Origin of the sequence: Sporichthya brevicatena (assembly GCF_039525035.1) — a bacterium.
Classification (GTDB): domain Bacteria; phylum Actinomycetota; class Actinomycetes; order Sporichthyales; family Sporichthyaceae; genus Sporichthya; species Sporichthya brevicatena.
Map to the genome: position 1 here is coordinate 69,730 of NZ_BAAAHE010000021.1, position 23,268 is coordinate 92,997.

The window sequence follows — 23,268 nt, forward strand, 5'->3', positions numbered from 1 at the left end:
CACTGCCCAGTGCACGAATCGGGCCGCACCCGCGAGCCCAGGAAGGAACGTTCGATGGCAGAGCGATTCGGCGGCCACCAGGTCCCCAAGGACGCCAAGGACCAGACCGCAGCGACGCTGCGCGCCACCACCGGGATCCTCGGCATGCCGAGCGACGCGGAGCGCTCGCGGACGCTGATGATGATCGGCAGCGGTGGCTCCCTGGCCACGATGAGCACCGAGTGCCCCGGCTTCCCGTTCGGTTCGCTGGTCACCTACTCGGTCGACGAGCGCGGCAACCCGATCATGTGTCTGTCGAGCCTGGCCGAGCACAGCCACAACCTGGCCGCGGACCCGCGCGCCTCGCTGATGGTCACCGCGCCCGAGGACGGCGTGAACGACCGTCTCGCGCTCTCGCGGGTCACGCTCGTCGGCGAGATGAAGATCCTCTCCGGTGAGGACAAGGAGGCGATGATCGAGCTGTTCCTGGCCGGTCACCCCAACGCGTTCTACGTCCGCTTCGACGACTTCGCCACCTACCGGCTCGAGGTCTCCGCGATCCGCTACGTCGGCGGTTTCGGGCGCATGAGCTGGGTCACCGCCGAGGAGTACGCCACGGCGGAGCCCGACCCGCTGCTCGGCGGCTCCGCGAAGCGGATCATCGAGCACATGAACGACGACCACGGCGACGCGCTGATTGCGTACTGCCAGGTGTTCGCCCGGTTCGACGGCATCGAGTCGGCGCGCATGGTCGGCGTCGACCGTTACGGCATGGACGTGTTGGCGACGATCGAGGGCGGCGAGCAGCGCGCCGCTCGCATCTCCTTCACCGCGCCGGTCACCACGACCGACGAGGTCCGTCAGCAGACGATCGAACTGCTCAAGGAAGCGCGCAGCCAGCTGTCCGCCTCCTGACACCGACGGCCGCCGGGACCCCGGGCGGAGGGCAACCTCCGCCCGGGGTCCTTGCCGTTCGTGGCGCGGGCCGAGGGTGCGTCAGACCTGCTGCAGGCGACGACTGACGGCGGCGTGCCGGGCGAGGATCGCCTCGAGGCCGGGCTGGGTCGGACGTGCGTCCTCGACGAGCACCCGGCCGGCCACGACGGTCTCGCGGGCCGCGGACGGGCCGCAGCGCAGCCACGCCTCGACCGGGTCGGAGACGGCTCCCGCGAACGCCGGACCGGTCTGGTCCCAGATCACGACGTCTCCGGCGGCTCCGGGCGTCAACTGTCCGATCTCGCCCGTCCGGCCCAGGCAGGCCGCACCGCCACGGGTGGCGATCTCCAGGACCTGACGGGCCGTCATTCCCGTCGGGCCCGAGCGCTGGCGCGCGAGCAGCAGTGCGGTGCGCGCCTCCAGCCAGAGTGAGGCGATGTCGTTCGACGCCGAGCCGTCGCAGCCGAGCCCGACGGGGGCACCCGCGGCGCGGAGGTCACGGACGCGGCAGATCCCGCCACCGCCGAGGATCATGTTCGAGCTCGGGCAGTGCGCGACGCCGACGCCGGCGAGACCGAGGCGCTCGACCTCGGTGTCGGAGAAGTGGATCCCGTGCGCGACCCAGGCGCGCGGGCCGAGCCACCCGACCTCGGCGAACTGGTCGACCGGCCGGCGGCCGAACCGGGCGAGGCAGTACTCCTCGTCCTGCGGGTCCTCGGCGAGATGCGTGTGCAGCCGGACGTCGAGCCGTTCGGCAAGTTCAGCGGTCTCGCGCATCAGGCGCTCGGAGACGTTGAACGGCGCGCACGGTGCGAGGCCGACGCGCACCATCGACAGCGGCGCCGGGTCGTGGTGGCGCGCGACCAGCCGCTCGCAGTCGGCGAGGACGTCGTCGGTGTCCTCGACGAGGTTGTCCGGCGGCAGGCCGCCGTCCTTCTCCGACACCGTCATCGAACCGCGCGTCGGGGCGAAGCGCAGCCCGACCTCCGCCGCCGCGGTGATCTCGGCCGACCACAGGTCACCGCCGCCGCGTGGGCCGATGTAGAGGTGGTCGCTGCTCGTCGTGCAACCGCCGAGCGCGAGCTCGGTCAGCCCGACCCAGGCCGCGAGGTAGGAGGCCTCCTCGTCGACAGTGGTCCAGCGCGGGTAGAGACCGGTCAGCCAGGAGAACAGGTTCTCGTTCACGACCGGGGCCCAGGCCCGGGTGAGGTTCTGGAACAGGTGGTGATGAGTGTTCACCAGCCCGGGGGTGACGAGGCAGTCGGTCGCGTCGATCGTGCGCGTCGCCGCCGGCCGGGCGTCGGTCGAGGTGCCCACCGCGGCGATCGCCCCGCCCGCGATCGCGACCCAGCCGCCGGGCAGTTCGCGCCGTTCGTCGTCGCACGTCGCGACCAGCCGCGCGTTGGCGATCAGCAGGTCGACGGGACCGTTCGAGGCGTGCATCGCGACGAGCGTACGCGGATGGAGTGCGGCTCTTGATCACGTAGGCGCGGGATGCCTAGGTTTCGGCGACCGACACGAAAGGGGGGCCGGCCATGTCCGCACGCTCACTGGCGCTCGGCCTCACGAGCGCGATGTGCGTCTCGCTGGCCATGACACTCGCCGCACCGACTGCGCAGGCCGCGACTCCGGTGACACTCCACGTCAGCGCGACCGGCAACGACGCCGGGAACTGTACGACCGCTCCGGGGTGCCGCACGATCCAGCGCGCGGTCAACGTCGCCGCGTCGTTCCTGCCGACGCCGATCGACGCGACGATCCTCGTCGGGCCGGGCACGTTCGCCGAGAGCAGCGCCGACACCAGCGCGGGGCTGACGATCACGTCGTCCGCGTTCAGCGCGCTGAAGATCGCCGGCGCCGGAGCCAACCTCACGACGATCAGCCCGGCGCAGGCGCGGCGCGTGATCCGCATCGCCGGGGCGTACCCCGTGACGATCTCCGGGGTCACGATCACCGGCGGCAAGGCCCCGGCGGCCACCGCGCAGGCCCCCGTCAACGACGGTGGCGGCATCCTGCGGACGGGCGGCGGCAACCTCACCCTCGACGGCGTCGTCCTGACCAGGAACGGGGCCGGCCCGGGACTCGCCGGGACGGCCGGCGCCGACCGCGGCACCGGTTCGCCCGACGGCGCCGACGGCGGTACGTCCACCGCCGGCGGGCCGGGCGGCAGCGGCGGCGGCGTCGCGATGGCCGGCGGGGTGCTCACGGTCGTCAACAGCACGGTCGAGCGCAACGCCGCGGGAGCGGGCGGCGCCGGTGGCAAGGGCGGCAACGGTGGCGACGGGCGCAGCGGCGGCCTGCTCTCCTCCGCGGGCGCCGGCGGCGACGGGGCCGCGGGCAGCGCAGGCGGGATCGGCGGGTCCGGCGGGGGGATCGCCTTCGCCGGCAGCGTTCTGACGATCGCGAACTCGACGATCGTGTCGAACGCGTCCGGGCGGGGCGGCGCCGGCGGCGCGGGCGGTTCGGGCGGCGCAGGTCACGGATCGAAGGCCGGCGGCAACGCGGCGCGCGGTGGATCCGGCGGCGCGGGCGGCCAGGGCGGCGGCATCGCCCTGCTCTCCGGCGTCACTGGCGCGACGCTGACGCACGTCACCCTCGCGGCCAACGCGACCGACGCCGGTGGCGCGGCCGGGGCCAACGGCACTGTCGGCAAGGGCAAGACCAACGGCTCCCTGGTCGGCGCGGCCCCGACCAACGGTGGTCAGTTCCTCTCCGGTGGTCTCGCCGCGGCGGCGGGCACCGTCACCCTCGAGGCGTCCCTGCTCGCCAACGCACAGGCGAACTGCGTCCCCGCGGCGACGACCGCGGTCGCATCGGTCGCGAGCGACGCATCCTGCTTCACCGACGGCTCCGGCCCGGCCGAGGCGCCGAACAAGGTCAGCACGTCCGCGAGCGCACTCTCGGCGCTCGCCGCCAACGGCGCGCGGACTCCGACGGCCGCCGTCGCGAACACCAACGCCGCCTTCGGCGCGGTCCCCGTGTCGTCCGGCCTCTGCGGCGGCGACACGAACGGCCAGGACCAACGCGGCGAGGCCCGGCCCGGGATCTCCGGCCCGAATGCCTGCACCGCCGGTGCGTACGAGCCGCAGGTGCCGCCGGTCGCACCGACGATCACCGGCAAGATCGCCAGCGCCGCCGGCAAGACCAAGTACGGCTGGTACCGCGACACCGTCACGGTGACCTTCACGTGCACGCCGGGCAGTTCGCCGCTGACCGCCCCGTGCCCGAAGCCGATGGTGCTCTCGAGCTCGGGGGCCAACCGCGGCGGCACCGTCACGATCACCAACCAGCAGGGCCTGAGCGCCTCGATCAAGATCGCGCTGAACATCGACAAGAACAAGCCGACGATCGCGATCAAGGGCGTCCAGAAGGGCAAGACCTACACCGCGCCCCGCCAGGTCCGCTGCGTCGCCGGTGACAGCCTCTCCGGCCCGTACATGTGCCAGGTCACCGCGACCGCGAAGCTGGTCAGGAAGAACCGCGCCGTCCGCGTCGACTACACCGCCACCGCCCTCGACCGCGCCGGCAACGTCCGGACGAAGAAGGGCTACTACGTCTACACCCGATGACGGCCGACGACGGTCGATGACGGTCGATGACGGTCGCCGACTGCCGATGACGGTCGATGACGGCCGCGCCGTCGTCCGAATCCGTGGTGAAGAAAGGGTGACACCCCTTACTGCGCAGTAAGGGGTGTCACCCCTTCTTGACAATGGGCGACGTCAAAAGGGGTGTCACCCTTTCCTGACGAGCGACGACGTCAAGAAAGGGTGTCACCCTTTCTTGACAGCCAGGCGGTGCCAATCCCCCGTTCAACAAGGGGTGTCACCCCTTATTCGGTGAGGGTGCGGGCCATGCCGCGTTCGACGGCGGAGATCAGGTAGGGCCGGAGCTCCGCGGCGGAGATGATCGTGTGGACGGAGCCGACCTTCTGGGCGCGGCGGATGTCGTGGATCGACTCGAACTCCGCGGCGACCTCGCCCTGCTTCTCGATCTTGACGAGGTTGCGCAGGTCGGCGAGCTCGACGCGCAGTTGCGCCGCCTCGGCCCCGGACGCCGCGGCGAGGCGGGCCTCCAGGCTCTGGATCCGCTCGTCGTTGTTCGTCCGCGACCGGACCTCGGCGGTGAAGACGACGGCGGCCGCGGGGGCGCCGCCGAGCACCGAGGCGAACGAGCCCTCGACCGCGACGACCTCCATGTTGTCGTTGAGCGTCCCGGAGAACACGACGAAGGCACCGCCGTGGTACCGCGAGATCAGGCAGAACACGATCGGGCCGTCGAAGTTCACCATCGCGCGGCCGATCTCGGCCCCGTACTCGAGCTGCAGGTTCCGCAGCGACTCCGGTGAGCCGTCGAAGCCCGACAGGTTCGCGAGCACGACGAGCGGCCGCACACCGGACGCGGCGTTGATCGCCCGCGCGGTCTTCTTCGACGACTGCGGGAACAGCGTCCCGCCGGTCCAGACGTCGGGGCCGTCGCTCGGCAGGTACCCGCGGCGCGGCACCGGCCGCGACTCGATGCCGATGACGGTGACGGGCTGGCCGCCGAGGTGGGCGTCGAACACGACGGAGGTGTCGGCGTCGGCCATCCCGGCCCACCGCTCGAGCACCGCGTGGTCGGAGTCGACGATCGCGCGCATGACCGTCCGGATGTCGAACGGCTTCTTGCGCTCGGGGTTCTTCTCCGCGGAGAAGATGTCGCCGACGGTCTGGAAGTCCGGGCACCCGGGATGCACGTGCGGGTGCAGGCGCACGTCGCGGTCGAACGGGTCGGTGGTCTCGACCCGGCGCGGGAACCGCTCGCCGGCCGCGCGGTACGCGTGGTCGTAATGCGCGAACAGGATCTCCGACGCGGCCGCGAGGTTCGGGGCCCAGTACTGCGCCTGTCCGTTCGGGCCCATGACGCGGTCGTAACCACCGATGCCGAAGTTGTCCTCGGCCGAGACGCCGCCGGAGTAGTCGAGCGACTGCTTGCCCGTCAGGACCATGGCGGAGTCCGGCGTCATGATCAGCACGCCCTTGGTGTGCATGAGCATCGTCGCCTCGGCGTTCCAGTACGGCTGCGCTCCGACGTTGATGCCCGCGACGACGACGTTGATCTCGCCGCCGGCCTGGGTGAACTCGACGATCCGACGCAGCGCCCGGGCGATCCAGTCCATGTTCTCGACACCGGAGTCCATGGAGATCCGCGCACCGGCCGAGAGCGCGAACCACTCGACGGGGTAGCCCTCAGCCTCGGCGAGGTCGAGCGCCGCGATGATGCGGGCGCACTCCGGCTCCGCCAGCGAACCCAGGGACTTGGTCGGGTCCCCCATCAGCACGACGCGCGACAGACCCTCGGGGTAGCGCGGCGTCGACGACGTGACGAGGCCGACGATGATCCCGGCGCTGTTCTGCCCCGGCTCACGGTCGACCGGCACGAGCTCGCCGCTCTCGTCGAGGTCGAGCTCGAAGAACGTGCCGGCGGTGCCGATGAGCAGACCGACGAGCTCGTACGGGTAGACCGCACCGCGGGCACGCGACGCGCGGACCTTCTGCTCGTAGTCGTCCAGCGGCGGGATCGGCTCGGTCGGCCGGTTCGTGATCGAGATCTGTGCACCCACGCCATGGGTGTACGAGATCATCACGGCCGCCTCGCGCTCCTCGCCGTCGGGCCCGTCCTGGAAGCGCCCGACGACGAGCACCTCCTCGAGGCCGGCGCCGGCGGTCATCGGGACCAGGCCGCGGGTCACGGTGTCGAGCTCGTCCAGCGGTACGACCGCGGTCGGCGATACCGCGAGGACGATCCGGTTGCGGTCGAGACGTCGGCCCGCCGGGCGGCGCGCCTGCACGCTGCGGATGCCCTGCACGCAACTGGTGAGCACGCGCTCCACGGTCGGCACCGCGAGCACGCGACCGGAGGCGTCGCGCAGCGGGTGCACGTCCCGGATCTCGGCGAGAGCGATGACCCGCTCGTCGTCGGCGTTGGTCTTGCCGGTGGCGCGGTAGAGGTAGACGCCATCGTCGGCGGGCAGCCGGGTCAGGTCGAAGTTCACGAGCCGGCTGAAGCCGAGCCGCTGCGCGACCAGCGGGTGCAGACCGCGGATCAGGCGGTCCTCCTCGAGCTCGGCGGACGAACCCGGTGCCGACGGACGGAACGTCAGATAGAAGGTCCGCGCGGTGGTTCCGCCGGCGATGCCGATCGTGATCCGGCGCAGCGACGCCGGCCAGGACAGGCCGTCGAGCTCCGCACGCAGCGCCGAGGACACCTCGTCGTAGTCGCCGGGCAGGTCGTCCCACGACAGGAAGAAGTCGAGCACCAGCGTGCGTGGGTCGTCCGACGCGTGCTCGGCCGCCAACTCCCCGACCGCGGCCGCGAGCGCCGGTAGTTCGGTGAAGTCGCCGACGGTCGCGATCAGGTGCAGACGCTGGTCGCCGAGGTCGAACTCACTCGTCATCACCTGGCGGTTGTCGTGCACGAACAGCTGCGTGTTCTCCAGGTCGCGACTGCGGTAGTACCGCCGGGTCTGGACCTCCAGCAGCGGGCCGAGCGCGGCCACGCCGGTCCCGAGGTACTCGTTGAGCAGCCCGATGATCGTCTCCGGGCTGGTGACGAGCGCCTCGATGCGCTCGGCCCGGTCAGGTGCGTCGGGGTTCTCGACGAGGTGGTCGATCTGCGCGCGGATCGAGGCGAGCGCACGCTCCCGGGCCGCGCGGATCAGTGGCTGGTCGAAGTGACGGAACCTCACACTGCGAGCGAGGTCGCCGATCAGCGGGTACCGGATCCGGGTGGCGTTGACGAGCCGCTCCAGCACCTCGGCCAGCTCGTCGTTCACTTTCTGGTCGGCGAGGGCGAGGTCCTCGGCGTCCAGCCACCGCTCGAGCAGCGCGGTCACGACCGGCGTCTGGGCGTCACCACGGGCGAGTGCGAGGAACACGCGGTAGACCGCGTCCTTGAGGTGCTCCGTCGGCTCGAGGTCGGCCACCCCGTAGTGGACGAGGGCACGGGAGAGCTTGCTGCGGAAGGACTCCGGCAGGCCTTCGCGCTCGACGTCGAGCGAACGCAGGTAGGTGTGCAGGTACTCGCGCGGACTGTGCACGCGCGTCTCGGACTTCTCCTCCTCGGCCGACGGCCGGTTACGGGAGAGCTCGCAGATGTCGGCGAACATGCGCAGCACCGCGAGTTCGGCGGCCACCAGGCGCCCGTCCTGCGCGGGCAGCAGGCGCCGCACCGCGCCGTACTCGGCGACGAGCGCACGGCCCTCGGCCGCGCTGACGTCGTAACCGGTGACCAGGGCACGCAGCGCCTCGAGCAGGTCGAGGGCGCGCTGGGCGGGGTCGGTCGTGAGGTCGTTCGCACCGTCGACGGAGGGGGCGAACGTCACCTCGGGCAGGTCGCTGACGGTGGTTTCACCGCCCTCGGGGTCGAGCCGCAGCAGCGCCGCGCCCGCGGGCACCTGCGAGTTCGCGGTGGCCAGGATCTCGCGGACGCGGCCGGTGAACGGCGCCGCGACCGGGGTCTCCATCTTCATCGCCTCGAGCACGGCGACGGTCTGCCCGGCCTCGACGACGTCGCCGGGACCGACCGGCAGCGCGACGATGACGGCCGGCGCCGGGGCGCGCACGACACCGCCGGAGTCCCGGCCGACGCGGTGGCTCACGCCGTCGACCTCGACCAGGTGGTCGTTCGGTCCGGCCGCGAGCACGACGCGGTGCACCCCGCCCGACGGACCGCCGTGGACGGTGAGCCGCCACTCGTACTCCGAGAGCCGCTGGACGTCGACGTCGGCGCTCACCCCGCGCACGGTGACGCGGTAGCGGTCGGCGGCGAGCGCGGCGACGTCCATCGTGTAGGCGTGGCCGCCGTAGCGGGCCTCGATGGTCCGGCCGATGGCGTGGTCGGCCTGCGGCCGGCCGCCGCGGGCGAGGGCGAGGAACGCCTCGCGCTCGACGAACTCCTCACGCTCGTAGCTGTCGACCGCGACCGCGTACAACGCGACGTCGGCGTGCGGGGCGAGCCCGCGGTCGTCGAGCGAGCCGCGGTCCAGCCACGCGGTGTCCGCGCTGCCGTCCCGCACCTCGGGCCGCGAGAGCAGCTCGAGCACGAACGACTTGTTCGTCGTCCCACCCTCGATGACGACGGTGGTGTCGCGCAGCGCGCGGGTCAGGCGCGCCATCGCCTCATTGCGGTCCCGGCCGATCGCGATGATCTTCGCGACCATCGAGTCGAACTCCGGCGGGATCGTGTCGCCGGACGCGATGCCCGAGTCGACGCGGATGCCCGGCCCCTGCGGGAACTCCAGCAGCGCGACGCGGCCCGGCGCCGGGGCGAACCCGTTGTCGGGGTCCTCGGCGTTGAGGCGGATCTCGATCGCGTGGCCGATCTCCGGCGGGCACTCGCCCGGCAGCGGCTCCCCCGCCGCGACGAGGATCTGCAGCTTGACCAGGTCGAGACCGGTCGCCGCCTCGGTGATCGGGTGCTCGACCTGCAGTCGGGTGTTGACCTCGAGGAACGCGAACGCCTTGCGCACCGGGTCGTAGAGGTACTCCACGGTGCCGGCCCCGCGGTAGCCGACGGCCTTGACCAGGTCCATCGAGACGCGGCGCAGCTCGAGCGACTGCTCCGGGGTGAGGACCGGCGAGGCCGACTCCTCGATGATCTTCTGGTTGCGGCGCTGGATCGAGCAGTCGCGCACGCCGGGCGCCCAGACGTTGCCGTGGGCGTCGGCGATGATCTGCACCTCGACGTGGCGGGCGCCGGTCACGAGCGCCTCGAGGAAGACCCCGTCGTCCCCGAAGTAGCGCGCCGCGTCGGCGCGGGTGCCCTCGAAGGCCGCTTCGAGCTCCTCCTCGGCGAGGACCTTGCGGATGCCGCGGCCACCGCCGCCGGCCTTGGCCTTGATGATCAGCGGGTAGCCGATGCGGCTCGCGTGCCGCCGGGCGTCCTGGTACGAGCTGACCCCGCCGGCGCCGCTCCACGCGGCGACGGGAACGCCGACGCGCTCGGCGACGAGCTTGGCCTCGATCTTGTCGCCGAGCAGGCGCATGGCCTCCGCGGGCGGGCCGATGAACGTGATGCCGAGTCGGTCACACAGCTCGACGAAGGCGGGGTGCTCGGAGACGAAGCCCCAGCCGACCCACACGGCGTCGGCGCCGGAGGCGACCAGCGCACGCTCCAGCTCGGCGTAGTCCAGGTACGGGACCGACGCCGTGGTGGACGGCCGCAGCGCCACGGCCTCGTCCGCCTGGCGCACGAACATGGCCGCCGCCTCGCCCTGCGTGTGCAGGGCGACCGTGCGGATGGAGGTGCCGCGCTCGGCGTTGAGCTCGCGCACGGCGCGGATCAGACGGACCGCTGCCTCGCCCCGGTTGACCACCGCGATCCGTCGGAACACCGATGTCCTCTCGTCCGCCGCACCCTGCGCGGGGGTCTCCCGCTGTTCGGGGAAACCCTATGGCCAGGCCCGCCGACGTCCGCGGTGTCCTCCGCGACAACAATCGGCGGACGGTTTTGGATCCCCGCAGCAGGTTCCCGAGAAAAGGCTTCCCGTGCGTGACGACGGTGTGAACGTGTACGTGATCGGCATCGGTTCCGGCGACCCGGAACAGCTGACGCTGCAGGCGGTGCGGGTCCTGTCGGGCCTGGACGTGGTCCTGGTCCTGGACAAGGGCGAGGCGAAGTCCGAGCTCGTCGACCTGCGGCACGAGATCTGCTCCCGGCACATCGCCCGGCCCTACCGTGTGCTCACCGTCACGGACCCCGAGCGCGACCGCGCCGCCGCGGACTATCCCGGCGCGGTCCGGGACTGGTACGACGCCCGCGCGGACCTCATCGAGGCCGCGCTGCGGGACGAGGTCTCACCCGGCGAGAACGTCGGGATCCTCGTCTGGGGCGACCCGGCGCTCTACGACAGCACGCTGCGCGTACTGGACCGCGTCCAGCAGCGAGGGACCGTCGAACTCACTCACGAGGTGATTCCGGGGATCACGTCGCTGCAGACGCTGGCCGCGCGACACCGGGTGACGTTCACCGGCGTCGGCGCGCCGGTGCACGTCACGACCGGGCGCCGGCTCGCCGCCGAGGGCATGCCGGCCGAACTGGACGACGTTCTCGTCATGCTCGACGGCTCCGCGGCGTTCGCCGGTCTCGACGACCCGGACCTGGACATCTACTGGGGCGCCTACCTGGGCATGCCCGGTGAGGTCCTGGTGGCCGGAGACCTACAGGAACGCAAGGCGGAGATCGTCGCCCTCCGGGCGGAGCACCGGGAGCGGCACGGCTGGATCATGGACAGCTACCTGCTCCATCGCCGCCGCGCCTAGCGGGTCGGTGGGCCAGCTCGGCCCCGTGCGGTTGCTCATGCCGTGCGTGCGCTCTCGTCCGTCGCGGTGACCAGGCGGTGGGCGTCGAGGGGCCCGAGGCCGCCGGCCAGGACGCCGCAGACGCGGTGCAGCCCGAGGAGGCCGAGCTGGTTGCGCGCCTCGACCTCGGTGCCGGGGTCGCAGATCAGCGCGATCTCGGCGTTCCCGCAGAACGCGAGCGTGGCCTGCAGCGCGAACGGCCCGTCCAGCGCGATGTTGACCGACCCCGGCCAGTGCCCGGCGGCGAAGCGCTCGGCGTCCCGGGTGTCGAGGACCACCACGCCCCGCGCCTGCGCCTCCAGCAGCGCCGCCCGGCTCAGCGAGAGCACGGGCGCCTCGGGGTCGAAGCCGAGACAGGGGCGGGCGGCGGAGACGGTCATCGGGTCCTCCTGGTGCTCGTGCGGGCTCAATCAGAGTAACTCGACTTAGTTACTTTGCAATGGCGAGTTCGGGGCGTGTCGTAGGTTTCGACCCGTGGAGCGAGCTCGAGTACGGAAGGCCTCTCACGTGCTGGCCATCGACGACCGCGACCTCGTCGCGTTCTGGCAGGAGCGGCACCTGTGCACGCTCACGACCCTGCGCGCCGACGGCCGCCCGCACGTGGTGCCCGTGGGCGCGACGCTGGACCCCGAGGCCGGGCTCGCGCGGATCATCGCCGGCCGGACGTCGCTGAAGGTCCGCCACGTCGCCGCGGCCGGTCCGGCGGGCGCACCGGTCGCCGTCTGCCAGGTGGACGGCCGCCGCTGGTCGACCATCGAGGGCACGGCCACGATCGGCGAGTCCGCCGCCGAGGTGGACGAGGCGTGCCGCCGGTACGCCGAGCGCTACCGCGAGCCCCGGCCCAACCCCGAGCGCATCGTGATGCTGATCCGCGTCGACCGGATCGTCGGGAACGTATGAGCACCCGGCCGGTCACGGTCGTCGGCATCGGCGCCGACGGCTGGGACGGCCTGGCCGCGACCTCGCAGGCGGCCGTCCGCGCCGCGGAGGTCGTCGTCGGCGGCCGGCGCCACCTGACCTACCTGCCGCCGGACGTCACGGCCGAGCGCGTCCCGCTCCCCACTCCCCTACTCCCGGCGCTGTCGGGCCTGCTGGCCGCGCACGCCGGGCGGTCGCTGTGCCTGCTCGCCAGCGGCGACCCGATGTTCTACGGGATCGGGGCGACGCTGGTCCGCGAGGCACCCGACGTCCGCCTACGCGTGCTGCCCCACCCGTCCTCGGCGGCGCTGGCGTGCGCGAAGCTCGGCTGGCCGGCCGACGACGTCGAGGTCGTCAGCGCCGTCGGGCGCAACCTGGCCGCCGTCCGCGCCGTGCTGGCGCCGGGTCGGCGCCTGCTGGTGCTCTCCTCCGGCTCGCAGACCCCGGACGCGCTCGCGGCGCTGCTGGTCGACGCGGGCTATGGCGCGAGCCGCCTCGCCGTCCTGTCGCGCCTGGGCTCTCCGGACGGCACGGTCGTGACCGGGACTGCGGCAGGCTGGGACCCGCCGGCGGGCCGGATCGACGCACTGAACCTGGTCGCCGTCGCCTGCGGGGCCGACGCCGGCACCGCGCCGCTCGGCCGCGTCCCCGGCCTGCCCGACGACGCCTACGAGCACGACGGCCAGCTGACCAAGCGCGAGATCCGCGCGGTGACGCTGGCGCGCCTGGTCCCACTCCCCGGGCAGTTGCTCTGGGACGTCGGCGGCGGCGCGGGCAGCATCGGCATCGAGTGGCTGCGGGCCGAGCGGACCGCGGAGGCCGTCGCGATCGAGGAGCGCGCCGACCGGGCCGAGCGGATCGTCGCCAACGCCGCGGCCCTGGGCGTCCCGGACCTGCAGGTGGTCACCGGGGCCGCCCCGGACGCGCTCAAGGACCTCCCCGCCCCCGACGCCGTGTTCGTCGGCGGCGGCGCGAACGACCCCGGCGTCCTCGAGACGTGCTGGGAGGCGCTGCGGCCCGGCGGCCGGCTGGTCGTCAACGCGGTCACCCTGCAGACCGAGGCGCTCGTCGTCGCCCGGCAGGCCGAGCTCGGCGGGGACCTGGTCAAGCTCGCGATCTCGCGCACCGCGCCGGTCGGCGGGTTCACCGTCTGGCGGCCCGCGGCCCCCGTGACGCAGTGGACGGTCGTGAAGTGACCGTGCACTTCATCGGCGCCGGCCCCGGCGCCGCGGACCTGATGACGCTGCGGGGCCGTGATCTGATCGCCGCCTCCCCGGTGTGCCTGTACGCCGGGAGCCTGGTGCCGCCGGAGGTCCTGACCTGGTGCCCGGCCGAGGCGCGGCTGGTGGACACCGCGAACCTCGACCTCGACGCCATCACCGCGGAGCTCGTGGCCGCGCACGTCGCGGGCCAGGACGTGGCGCGCCTGCACTCCGGCGACCCGTCGCTGTACTCGGCGATGGCCGAGCAGATGCGCCGCCTCGACGAGGCCGGTGTGCCCTACGACGTGACGCCCGGCGTGCCCGCCTACGCCGCGGCCGCCGCGGCGCTGGCCCGGGAGCTGACCGTCCCGGGCGTCGGGCAGTCGGTGCTGCTCAGCCGGATCTCGGCCGCGTCGACGCCGATGCCGCCGGGCGAGGACCTCCCCTCGCTGGCCCGGACGCGGACGACGCTGGTGCTGCACCTCGCCGTGCAGCGCATCGAGCAGGTCGTGGCCGAGTTGGTGCCCGAGTACGGCCCGGACGCGCCGGTCGCCGTCGTGGCCCGGGCGAGCCGGCCGGACGAGCTCATCCTGCGCGGGACGCTGGCCGACATCGCGGAGACCGTCCGCGCCGCGGGCGTCGTGCGCACCGCGGTGATCATCGTGGGCAACGTCCTGACGGCGAATCAGTTCAGCGACAGCCACCTGTACTCGACCACGCGGTGCCGCTCCTGATGCGGACCGTCCTCATTTTGGGCGGCACGTCCGAGGCGCGGGCCCTGGCGGCGGGGCTGGCCGACGACGGCCGCTGGCGGGTCGTCAGTTCGCTGGCGGGGCGGGTCAGTTCGCCCGCGCTGCCGGTCGGGGAGGTCCGGGTCGGCGGGTTCGGCGGCCCGGAGAAGCTCGCCGCGTGGCTCACCGAGCACGACGTCGCCGCGGTCGTCGACGCCACGCACCCGTTCGCCGCGCGGATCTCGGCGTCCGCGGCGCAGGCGGCCCCGGCCGCGGGGGTCCCCTTGCTGTTGCTCCGCCGCCCGGGCTGGACCGCGGGCCCGGACGATGCGTGGACCCGCGTTCCGGACATGCCCGCCGCGGCCGCCGCCGTCGCAGCCGGCGAGGGGCCGGTTCTGCTGACGACGGGGCGCGGCGGTCTCGCCGTCTTCGCCGACCTGCCGCACCGGTTCGTGATCCGGACCGTCGACCCGCCGGAACCCCCGCTCCCCGCCGACGCGGTCGTCCTGCTCGCCCGCGGGCCGTACACGGTCGACGGCGAGCGTGCGCTGATGCGCGAGCACGGCGTCCGCACCCTCGTCACCAAGGACAGCGGCGGGGCCATGACCGCCGCCAAGCTCGCCGCGGCCCGCGAACTCGGCGTCGCGGTCGTGATGGTCGACCGGCCCCCGGCGCCCGCGGGGGTGCCCACGGTCGCCGACCCGGCCGACGTCCTCGCCTGGCTGGACGGGCTCAGCTAGGGGTCTTGTCGCCGGACTCGCTGGCCTCGGCCGAGGCGTCGTCGGCGGTCGCGGCGTCCTGGCCCCGGCGCCGCTTCTCCTTCGGCGGCTTGGGCTCCTTGGCCTTCTTCGCCTTCTCCTCCTTGGCCGCCGCCTTCGCGGCCGCCTTGGCCTCGGCCTTGTCCTCGGCCGGCTTGCCCTGAGCGGCCATCAGTTCGGTCATGAACTCGGCGAAGGTCTGATGCCCGACGAGGCGGTCCGGCGCGAGGTGCCAGCCCTCGCGGTAGCCGGCGTAGAGCTTGCCCCGCTTGCGGACGGGAATCAGCTTCCGCTTCTTGCCGACGACGTTCAGCCAGTAGGCGGTGAGGTCCTCGGCGTCGATGATCTCCGGCCCGCCGACGTCCGGGAGCTGGTGCGCCTGCATCGGGGTGCACAGGTCGACGAGCCGGTTCGCGACGTCCTCGGCCGCGATCGGCTGGTAGCTGGTGTCCGCCGGGACGAACATCCACGGCTTGCGGCTCGCACGGCGCAGCGCGGCGTCGATGTGCTCGTGCAGGTGCCCGACGCGGACGACCGTCCACGGCAGCTCACTGTCGGCGAGCAGGCGCTCGATCGCGCGGCGGTCGCGGTACGCGGCGTCCTCGATGCGGTCGGCGCCGATCATCGAGGGGTAGACGATGTGAGGCTTCTCCGCCCGGGTCGCCGCGATGAGCAGCTGTGCCGTCGCCTCGACGTCGTGACCCGGGACGCTCGCGCAGTGGACGACGATGCCCACACCCTCGAGCGCCTTGGCCAGGCCGTGGCCGGTGCGCAGGTCGCCGACGAACCAGTCCGGCCAGTCGGGAAGCTTCGGGGTGCCGGGCTCGACACCGGGCCGGTCCTTGCGGCTGAGCACCCGGACGTCCCGGCCCGCGGCGACCAGCTTCCGGACGAGCTTGCGTCCCACTGTCCCGGTCCCGCCGGTCACCAGGATCGCCGCGCTCATCGTCCGCCTTTCCGAGCCTTTGCCCGGGCCGCTGCGCACCGGGTCCACTGCGTAGTCTGCCTCCATGATCGTCGCTGGTGTCGCACGCCGCCCCTCGACCCTCGTAGCTGTCGGTCTCCTGGGAGGATTCGCAGCTGCCCAGCTCACCGGGATCCGGCCGCTGGGTGGGCTGATCTTCGCGGCCGCCGGCGCCGCCGCCGTGCCGGGATTCCTCCGCTCCGTCGGGCGGGCACGCACCGCCGCGCTGGGCGGGACCTACGTCGCCGCCCTCGTCGGGTCGCACCCGCTCGCCCACCTGATCGGCACCTGGCCCGCCGTCCTGACCGTCACCGCGGCGATGGCCGGGGTCTCCGAGGCCGCGCTCCGCTCCCGCAGCACGCCGGACGTCAGCGAGACCGAGCGTCATAGCGCTCGATCCCGCTGACGTTGCGGGTCGATCCGGGGGTCAGTTCCCGGGGTACCAGCGCGGGGTGAAGACGGCGGGACGGCCGTCGCCCCGGCGGGTGGCGGTGGTCGTGGAGCTGCCGACGATCAGCAGGCACCGCATGTCGACCGTCTCGGGGTCGAGCTCGCCGAGCGTGGTGACGACGACGTGCTCGGCGGCGCCGCCGACGTCCCGGCCGACGACGACGGGGGTCTCGGGGGCGCGGTGCTCCAGGAGGATCTCCTTCGCCCGGCCGAGCTGGTGCGGACGGGCCTTGGACCGGGGGTTGTAGACCGCGAGGACGAGATCGGCGGCTGCGATCGCGGCGAGGCGGGTCTCGATGACCTCCCACGGCTTGAGCCGGTCCGAGAGCGAGAGCACGCAGAAGTCGTGGCCGAGCGGGGCGCCGACGCGGCTCGCAACGGCCTGAGCCGCCGTCAGACCGGGCAGGACACGGACGGGGACGTCCTTGTAGCGGTCCTCCCCCGCGACCTCGAGCACCGCGGCGGCCATCGCGAAGACGCCGGGATCGCCCGAGGAGACGACCGCGACACGGCGGCCGCGACGGGCGAGGTCGAGGGCGAACTCGGCACGCTCGGACTCGACCTGGTTGTCGCTGGCGTGCCGGACCTGGCGCGGGTTGGCCGGGACGCGGTCGAGATAGGGCCCGTAGCCGACGAGGTCCTCGGCCGCGGTGAGCGCCGCCTGCGCCTGCGGGGTGAGCCACTCCCGGCCGGCGGGACCGAGGCCGACCACGACGACCTCGCCGCGGCTCTGGGGCTGGTCCTGCACCCGTTCCGGGGCGGCGAGCTCGGCGCGGGTCGCTTCGTGCACGCGGCTCGGCAGCAGCGCGACCGAGAAGTACGGCACGGTCGCCGGGTCGACCTCGGCGAGCGGGGCGATCCGCTGGCGGTCGGTGGTGGCGCGCTCGACGTACCAGGCCTCCTCCAGACGGCCGGCGATCGCCAGCGCGTCCCGGACCCCGGCGAACGTGCGACCGAGCTTCATCACGACCGCGGAGTCCGCCGCGGCGAGCTTGGTGGCGAGGACGTCGGGCGAGAGCGTTCCGGGCAGAACCGTCAGCGTCTCCTCACGCTCGACGAGCGGACGACCGAGCTCGGCCGCGGCACCGGCGACGCTGGTGACGCCGGGGACCACGACCGCGGGGTAGCGACCGGCCAGGCGCTTGTGCATGTGCATGTACGAGCCGTAGAAGAACGGGTCGCCCTCGCAGAGGACGACGACGTCGCGGCCCGCGTCGAGGTGGGCGGCGAGGCGCTCGGCGGCGCCGTCGTAGAACTCCTCGAGCGCACCGCGGTAGCCGCCGGGGTGGTCGGTGGTCTCGACGGTGACCGGGTAGAGCAGTGGCTCCTCGATCTGATCGCCCGTCATGTAACCCCGGGCGATGGACAGCGCGACGCTGTTGCCGTGCCGGGCGGCGTGATAGGCGATGACGTCCCCGGCGGCGATCAGGCGCGCGGCCTTGACCGTCACCAGTTCCGGGTCGCCCGGCCCGAGGCCGACGCCGTAGAGGGTTCCGGTCATTCCTGCTCACTCGCGATCGCGTTGACGGCGGCGACGGCCATCGCGGACCCGCCGCGCCGGCCGTGCACGACGAGGTACTCCAGGCCGAGCGTGTTCTCCGCGAGCGCGACCTTCGACTCGGCGGCGCCGATGAATCCGACGGGCAGGCCGAGGATCGCGGCCGGACGGGGCCCGCCGTCGGCGATCAGCTCCAGCAGCCGGAACAGCGCGGTCGGGGCGTTGCCGATCGCGACGACCGCGCCCTCGACGCGGTCCCAGAGGTCGAGCGCCGCGGCGGAGCGGGTGTTGCCGATCCGCTGCGCGAGCTCGGAAACACCCGGCGCGTTGAGCGTGCAGCGGATCTCGTTGCCGGCGGGCAGCCGCTTGCGAGTGATGCCGGAGGCGACCATCTCGGCGTCGCAGTAGATCGGGGCACCGGCGAGCAGCGCCTCGCGGGCCGCCTTGACCGCGTTCGGCGAGAACGCCAGGTCCTCGACCAGGTCGGTCATCCCGCAGGAGTGGATCATCCGCACCGCGACGCGGGCGACGTCCGTCGGCAGGTGCTCCAGCCGCGTCTCGGCCCGGATCGTCGCGAACGAGCGCCGGTAGATCTCGGCCCCGTCGCGGATGTAGTCGAGTTCGGTCATGCCTGCCTCTCGGTGTGCAGCCCGAAGGCCGCGAGTGCGGCGGTCACGGTACCCACCGCCTCCGGCGGCAGGTCCGGCAGCACCACACCCCGCCAGGGCGTGACACGGAGCCCGGCCGGCCCGTCGCGGTGCTGCTGGGCCTGGTGCTGCTGGGCCTGGTGCTGCTGGGCCTGGTCGGCGAGGGCCCGGAACGCAGCCGCGGTCAGCCGGCCGTCCCCGGCGTCGAGGACGAGGGCCGTCCGCCCGTCGGCCTGGCGGTACTCCCCCGGCTCCAGCGCCCGCGCCCCGCTCATGCATGAGCAGGGCGTCGATTTTCCGGCGTCCGGTGTCCGAATTTCGACCACCCGCTCATGCATGAGCGACGGGTCGAGGCGGGCGGCGACGCGGGCCGGGCCCTCGGCGAGCTCGGCGAGGCGCCAGGCGGGTGAGTGCTGGGCAGCCCGCTCGGCGAGGAAGGCCCGGGCGGCCGCGAGGGCGAGCGCGGCCGGGGCCGTCGTCAGGCCGATCTTGGCCCCACCGAGGCGCACGACGAACCCGTCGGGGACGGCGTGCAGCGTCACGTCGGCGTCGAGTCCGGAGACGTCGAGGCTGCCGTCGTCGATCGCGAACAGGAACCGGCCCGGCAGAGCGGCCAGGTGCGGGTCGTCGCAGAGCCCCTCGTCGAGGTCGGTGACGATCGGCCCGACGTCCGGGTGCTCGCGCAGGCCGCTCAGCGGCGAGGCGACGATGTTGCGGACCCGGTCGTGGGTGTCGCTCGGGAGCAAGCCGGCGGCCCGCAGCCGCGGCGCGAGGGCGTGCTCACCCGCCGGCTGCAACCCTCTGATCTGCACGTTCGCGCGCGAGGTCAGCTCCAGGACGCCACTGCCGAGCTCCTCCGCCGCGGTGGCGAGCACCCGCGCCTGCTCGACCGAGAGCCGGCCCCCGGGAATCCGGACCCGCGCCAGCCCCCCGTCGGCCGCCGACCACACCGACCGGACCCCGGGGCAGGCGTCGGGACCCTCCCGGCGGACGGACGACTTCGGTGACGGCACCCGGCGATCGTACGAGCGCACCGCAGCGGAGGACGGACGGCCGGTGGCCGTGTGCGAGAGTGGGCGGCAATCGCGACGACCAGCGGAGGAAGCCGGTGCAAGCCCGGCGCCGTCCCGCGACTGTGACCGGGAACGCTTCCGCGGAAGCGTTCCGGGGAGCCAGACACTCCCGTCGTCGCCGACGCCGGCCCGGGGCGCGGACCCCGAGGGAGGAAGTACGACCGTGGCGACCCACCTGCTGCTGTCCACCTCGGACACCGACCTGCTCTCGGCCCGGTCCTCCGGTGCGGAGTACCGGCTCGCGAACCCCTCCCGGATCGAGGTCGCCGACCTGCCCGGGCTGCTCGACGGCGTCGACCTCGTCGTCGTCCGTATCCTCGGCGGCTACCGCGACTGGCAGGACGGCATCGACGCCCTGCGCGCCGACGGGCGGCCGTTGGTCGTCCTCGGCGGCGAGTCGCTGCCGGACGCCGACCTGATGGCGCTCTCGACGGTCCCGGCCGGCGTCGCGGCCCAGGCCCACGCCTACCTCGCCCACGGCGGCCCGGTGAACCTCGCCGAGCTCCACGCCTTCCTCTCCGACACCGTCCTGCTGACCGGCGAGGGCTTCGCTCCCCCGGCCGAGCTCCCGGACTGGGGTCACCTCGAGCGCGAGGCCGCGACCAACGACGGGCCGCGAATCGGGATCCTCTACTACCGCGCGCACCACGTCGCCGGGAACACCGCGTTTGTCGACGCGCTCTCGAAGGCCGTCGAGGCCCACGGGGCGACGGCGATGCCGATGTACTGCTCGTCCCTGCGGGTGCCCGACCCCGGCCTGTTGGAGCAGCTCGCGGCCGCGGACGCGCTCGTCGTCACGGTCCTCGCCGCGGGCGGGCGCCGCCCGGCGGACGCGAGCGCCGGCGGCGACGACGAGGCGTGGGACGTGCAGGCCCTCGCCGCGCTCGACATCCCGATCCTGCAGGGGCTGTGCCTGACGTCCTCGCGCGAGACCTGGGCCGCCTCCGACGACGGCCTGTCCCCGCTCGACACCGCGACCCAGGTCGCCGTCCCCGAGTTCGACGGCCGCCTGATCACCGTCCCGTTCTCCTTCAAGGAGATCGACGCGGACGGGCTGCCCGTCTACGTCCCGGACCCCGAGCGGTGCGCCCGCGTCGCCGGCATCGCCGTCCGGCACGCGCGGTTGCGGCTCATTCCCGCCGCGGAGAAGAAGCTCGCGCTGATGCTCAGCGCCTACCCGACCAAGCACGCCCGCATCGGCAACGCCGTCGGTCTCGACACCCCGGCCAGCGTCCTCGAGCTGCTGCACGCCCTGCGCGGGGCCGGCTACCAGGTCGGCGACCTGCCCGGCCTGGAGGCGCGCGACGGCGATGCCCTCATGCATGCCCTGATCGCCGCCGGCGGGCAGGACCCCGACTGGCTGACGGACGCTCAGCTCGCGGCCAACCCCGTTCGCATCCCCGGTGCGGTGTACGCGGAGTGGTTCGCGACCCTGCCGGCCGAGCTCCGCGAGGCGGTCGAGGAGCACTGGGGTCCGGCACCGGGCTCGCTGTTCGTCGACGGCGGCGACATCGTCCTCGCGGCGATGGTCGCGGGCAACGTCGCGCTGATGGTCCAGCCCCCGCGCGGGTTCGGCGAGAACCCCGTCGCGATCTACCACGACCCGGACCTGCCGCCCAGCCACCACTACCTCGCGGCCTACCACTGGCTCGGCGGCAAGCACGGGGCCTGCTTCGGCGCGGACGCGATGGTCCACGTCGGCAAGCACGGCAACCTCGAGTGGCTGCCGGGCAAGACCGCCGCCATGTCGGCGGCCTGCGCGACCGACGCGGCGATCGGCGACCTGCCGCTGATCTACCCGTTCCTCGTCAACGACCCGGGCGAGGGCACGCAGGCCAAGCGCCGCGCCCACGCGACACTGGTCGACCACCTCGTCCCGCCGATGGCGCGCGCCGAGACCTACGGCGACATCACGCGCCTGGAGCAGCTGCTCGACGAGCACTCCAACATCGCGGCGATGGACCCGGCCAAGCTGCCCGCGATCCGCGCCCAGATCTGGACGCTGATCCAGGCCGCCAAGCTCGACCACGACCTCGGGCTCTCCGACCGGCCCCACGACGCCGAGTTCGACGACTTCCTGCTCCACGTCGACGGCTGGCTCTGCGAGATCAAGGACGTTCAGATCCGCGACGGCCTGCACGTCCTCGGCCAGGTCCCCAGCGGCGAGGCCCGCATCGACCTGATCCTGGCCATGCTGAGGGCACGTCAGATGTGGGGTGGCCAGGTCGCCGCCCTCCCCGGCCTCCGCGAGGCCCTCGGCCTCCCCGAGGACGGCTCGGCGACCCGCGAACAGACGGACGCGATCGAGGGCACCGCCCGCGCCCTCGTCGCCGCCATGGACGCCGCCGGCTGGGACCCGGCCGCCGCCGCGACCGTCACCGACGACAGCCGAGTGGCGGAGATCCTTCGGTTCGCGGCGACGGAGATCGTGCCCCGGCTGGACAGGACGACCGACGAGATCGCCCACGTCCTGCACGCGCTCGAGGGCGGGTACGTGCCGGCCGGGCCGAGCGGGTCGCCGCTGCGCGGGCTGATCAACGTCCTCCCGACCGGGCGGAACTTCTACTCGGTCGACCCCAAGGCCGTGCCGTCCCGCCTCGCGTACGCGACCGGCGCCTCGATGGCCGACTCCCTCCTCGAGCGGTACCGCCGCGAGAACGGCGAGTGGCCGCGCTCGGTCGGGCTCTCGGTCTGGGGCACGTCGGCGATGCGGACCTCCGGCGACGACATCGGCGAGGTCCTCGCGCTCCTCGGCGTCCGGCCGGTCTGGGACGAGGCCTCGAGGCGGGTCACCGGCCTGGAGGCGATCCCGCTCGACGAACTGACGCTGAACGGCGAGCGGCGGCCCCGCGTCGACGTGACGGTCCGTATCTCGGGGTTCTTCCGCGACGCCTTCCCCCACGTGGTCGCGATGTTGGACGACGCCGTCGCCCTCGTCGCCGGTCTCGACGAGAGTCCCGAGCACAACTTCGTCCGCGCCCATGTCGACGACGACCTCGCGACCCACGGCGACCGCCGGCGCGCGACGCTGCGCGTCTTCGGCTCGAAGCCCGGTGCCTACGGCGCGGGCCTGCTCCCCCTCATCGACTCCCGCAACTGGCGCGACGACGCGGACCTCGCGGAGGTCTACGCGGTGTGGGGCGGTTACGCCTACGGCCGCGACCTGGACGGCCTGCCCGCACGCCCGGACATGGAGACGGCCTACAAGCGCATCGCGGTCGCGGCGAAGAACGTCGACACCCGCGAGCACGACATCGCCGACTCCGACGACTACTTCCAGTACCACGGCGGGATGGTCGCGACCGTCCGTGCGCTGACGGGCAAGGCGCCCGCGGCGTACATCGGCGACTCCACCAACCCGGACGCGGTGCGCACCCGGACCCTCTCCGAGGAGACGGCCCGCATCTTCCGGGCCCGCGTGGTGAATCCGCGCTGGATCGCGGCCATGCGCCGGCACGGCTACAAGGGCGCGTTCGAGCTCGCGGCGACCGTCGACTACCTCTTCGGGTACGACGCCACCGCCGGCGTGGTCGAGGACTGGATGTACGAGAAGCTGACGGAGTCTTACGTTCTCGACCCCGAGCAGCGGAAGTTCTTCGCCGAGTCGAACCCGTGGGCCCTGCACGGCATCACCGAGCGCCTGCTCGAGGCGGCCGACCGGGGGCTCTGGGAGAACCCCGACCCCGAGACGATGGCGGGCCTGCGGCAGGCCTACCTCGAGACCGAGGGCGACCTCGAAGCGGGAACCTGAACGCCCGCTGAAAGTTTTCGT

At 73.3% G+C, this 23,268-nt stretch carries 16 protein-coding genes and 1 riboswitch; of the genes, 9 read left to right on the forward strand and 7 right to left on the reverse strand.

Annotated elements, in window-relative coordinates; genetic code table 11:
- Positions 1 to 54: 54 nt before the first annotated feature.
- On the forward strand, positions 55 to 894 hold the full coding sequence (locus tag ABD401_RS13870) for a HugZ family pyridoxamine 5'-phosphate oxidase (RefSeq protein ID WP_344605663.1): 840 nt from the start codon (positions 55 to 57) through the stop codon (positions 892 to 894).
- 81 nt (positions 895 to 975) lie between these two features.
- Here ABD401_RS13870 and ABD401_RS13875 read toward each other — a convergent pair whose 3' ends face one another.
- The gene (locus tag ABD401_RS13875; protein WP_344605664.1) at positions 976 to 2,358 is read right to left on the reverse strand and encodes an 8-oxoguanine deaminase; all 1,383 of its coding nucleotides are present in this window, start codon (positions 2,356 to 2,358) and stop codon (positions 976 to 978) included.
- Positions 2,359 to 2,450: 92 nt separating this feature from the next.
- Here ABD401_RS13875 and ABD401_RS13880 point away from each other — a divergent pair, with 92 nt between their 5' ends.
- The gene (locus tag ABD401_RS13880) at positions 2,451 to 4,484 is read left to right on the forward strand and encodes a right-handed parallel beta-helix repeat-containing protein (RefSeq protein WP_344605665.1); all 2,034 of its coding nucleotides are present in this window, start codon (positions 2,451 to 2,453) and stop codon (positions 4,482 to 4,484) included.
- A 263-nt stretch (positions 4,485 to 4,747) separates the two neighbouring features.
- On the opposite strand, the gene ABD401_RS13885 is transcribed toward ABD401_RS13880, so the two are convergent.
- A complete protein-coding gene (locus ABD401_RS13885) occupies positions 4,748 to 10,288 on the reverse strand; it encodes an ATP-binding protein (protein ID WP_344605667.1) in 5,541 nt (1,846 codons plus the stop codon).
- A 154-nt stretch (positions 10,289 to 10,442) separates the two neighbouring features.
- On the opposite strand from ABD401_RS13885, the gene cobF reads away from it, so the two are divergent.
- Entirely contained in the window at positions 10,443 to 11,216 is a 774-nt protein-coding gene (cobF, locus tag ABD401_RS13890) for a precorrin-6A synthase (deacetylating) (protein ID WP_344605669.1), read from the forward strand.
- 35 nt (positions 11,217 to 11,251) lie between these two features.
- Here cobF and ABD401_RS13895 read toward each other — a convergent pair whose 3' ends face one another.
- The gene (locus ABD401_RS13895) at positions 11,252 to 11,635 is read right to left on the reverse strand and encodes a rhodanese-like domain-containing protein (protein WP_344605671.1); all 384 of its coding nucleotides are present in this window, start codon (positions 11,633 to 11,635) and stop codon (positions 11,252 to 11,254) included.
- Between the two features lie 94 nt (positions 11,636 to 11,729).
- Between ABD401_RS13895 and ABD401_RS13900 the strand changes: the two genes are divergently transcribed.
- From ABD401_RS13900 to ABD401_RS13915, 4 genes are read left to right on the forward strand one after another with little or no spacing between them, the layout of a single operon-like run.
- Positions 11,730 to 12,155 (forward strand): TIGR03618 family F420-dependent PPOX class oxidoreductase, encoded by a 426-nt coding sequence (locus ABD401_RS13900; RefSeq protein ID WP_344605672.1) that lies wholly within the window; start codon positions 11,730 to 11,732, stop codon positions 12,153 to 12,155.
- Positions 12,152 to 13,369, forward strand: coding sequence for a precorrin-6y C5,15-methyltransferase (decarboxylating) subunit CbiE (cbiE, locus tag ABD401_RS13905; protein WP_344605674.1), 1,218 nt, complete (start codon positions 12,152 to 12,154; stop codon positions 13,367 to 13,369). Before ABD401_RS13900 ends, cbiE begins: the two co-directional genes overlap by 4 nt.
- Positions 13,366 to 14,109, forward strand: coding sequence for a precorrin-4 C(11)-methyltransferase (gene cobM, locus ABD401_RS13910; protein ID WP_344605676.1), 744 nt, complete (start codon positions 13,366 to 13,368; stop codon positions 14,107 to 14,109). The genes cbiE and cobM overlap by 4 nt, the downstream gene beginning before the upstream one ends.
- A complete protein-coding gene (locus ABD401_RS13915; protein ID WP_344605678.1) occupies positions 14,109 to 14,846 on the forward strand; it encodes a cobalt-precorrin-6A reductase in 738 nt (245 codons plus the stop codon). The genes cobM and ABD401_RS13915 overlap by 1 nt, the downstream gene beginning before the upstream one ends.
- Here ABD401_RS13915 and ABD401_RS13920 read toward each other — a convergent pair.
- Positions 14,839 to 15,810, reverse strand: a complete 972-nt coding sequence (locus tag ABD401_RS13920; RefSeq protein ID WP_344605680.1) for an SDR family oxidoreductase — start codon at positions 15,808 to 15,810, stop codon at positions 14,839 to 14,841. The genes ABD401_RS13915 and ABD401_RS13920 overlap by 8 nt on opposite strands.
- A gap of 64 nt (positions 15,811 to 15,874) precedes the next feature.
- Here ABD401_RS13920 and ABD401_RS13925 point away from each other — a divergent pair, with 64 nt between their 5' ends.
- Positions 15,875 to 16,234 carry a hypothetical protein gene (locus ABD401_RS13925; protein WP_344605682.1) on the forward strand — a complete coding sequence of 120 codons (360 nt, stop codon included), beginning with the start codon at positions 15,875 to 15,877 and terminating at the stop codon, positions 16,232 to 16,234.
- A gap of 21 nt (positions 16,235 to 16,255) precedes the next feature.
- Here the strand turns inward: ABD401_RS13925 and ABD401_RS13930 are convergent, their stop codons facing one another.
- The 3 genes from ABD401_RS13930 to ABD401_RS13940 are packed head-to-tail and all read right to left on the reverse strand — an operon-like array spanning position 16,256 to position 19,436.
- A complete protein-coding gene (locus ABD401_RS13930) occupies positions 16,256 to 17,779 on the reverse strand; it encodes a precorrin-2 C(20)-methyltransferase (protein WP_344605684.1) in 1,524 nt (507 codons plus the stop codon).
- Complete coding sequence (locus ABD401_RS13935; RefSeq protein WP_344605686.1) at positions 17,776 to 18,405, reverse strand: precorrin-8X methylmutase; 630 nt, start codon at positions 18,403 to 18,405, stop codon at positions 17,776 to 17,778. Before ABD401_RS13935 ends, ABD401_RS13930 begins: the two co-directional genes overlap by 4 nt.
- The gene (locus ABD401_RS13940) at positions 18,402 to 19,436 is read right to left on the reverse strand and encodes a precorrin-3B synthase (protein WP_344605688.1); all 1,035 of its coding nucleotides are present in this window, start codon (positions 19,434 to 19,436) and stop codon (positions 18,402 to 18,404) included. Before ABD401_RS13940 ends, ABD401_RS13935 begins: the two co-directional genes overlap by 4 nt.
- 85 nt (positions 19,437 to 19,521) lie before the next feature.
- Positions 19,522 to 19,605, forward strand: a riboswitch (cobalamin riboswitch).
- A 54-nt stretch (positions 19,606 to 19,659) separates the two neighbouring features.
- Here ABD401_RS13940 and cobN point away from each other — a divergent pair.
- Positions 19,660 to 23,247 (forward strand): cobaltochelatase subunit CobN, encoded by a 3,588-nt coding sequence (gene cobN / locus ABD401_RS13945; RefSeq protein WP_344605690.1) that lies wholly within the window; start codon positions 19,660 to 19,662, stop codon positions 23,245 to 23,247.
- Positions 23,248 to 23,268 lie beyond the last annotated feature (21 nt).

Coding starts and splice junctions, on each gene's coding strand:
- ABD401_RS13880 (WP_344605665.1), top strand. CDS start 2,451: ATGTCCGCACGCTCACTGGCGCTCGGCCTCACGAGCGCGATGTGCGTC.
- ABD401_RS13875 (WP_344605664.1), bottom strand. CDS start 2,358: ATGCACGCCTCGAACGGTCCCGTCGACCTGCTGATCGCCAACGCGCGG.
- ABD401_RS13920 (WP_344605680.1), bottom strand. CDS start 15,810: ATGAGCGCGGCGATCCTGGTGACCGGCGGGACCGGGACAGTGGGACGC.
- ABD401_RS13870 (WP_344605663.1), top strand. CDS start 55: ATGGCAGAGCGATTCGGCGGCCACCAGGTCCCCAAGGACGCCAAGGAC.
- cbiE (WP_344605674.1), top strand. CDS start 12,152: ATGAGCACCCGGCCGGTCACGGTCGTCGGCATCGGCGCCGACGGCTGG.
- ABD401_RS13925 (WP_344605682.1), top strand. CDS start 15,875: ATGATCGTCGCTGGTGTCGCACGCCGCCCCTCGACCCTCGTAGCTGTC.
- ABD401_RS13915 (WP_344605678.1), top strand. CDS start 14,109: ATGCGGACCGTCCTCATTTTGGGCGGCACGTCCGAGGCGCGGGCCCTG.
- ABD401_RS13895 (WP_344605671.1), bottom strand. CDS start 11,635: ATGACCGTCTCCGCCGCCCGCCCCTGTCTCGGCTTCGACCCCGAGGCG.
- ABD401_RS13930 (WP_344605684.1), bottom strand. CDS start 17,779: ATGACCGGAACCCTCTACGGCGTCGGCCTCGGGCCGGGCGACCCGGAA.
- ABD401_RS13935 (WP_344605686.1), bottom strand. CDS start 18,405: ATGACCGAACTCGACTACATCCGCGACGGGGCCGAGATCTACCGGCGC.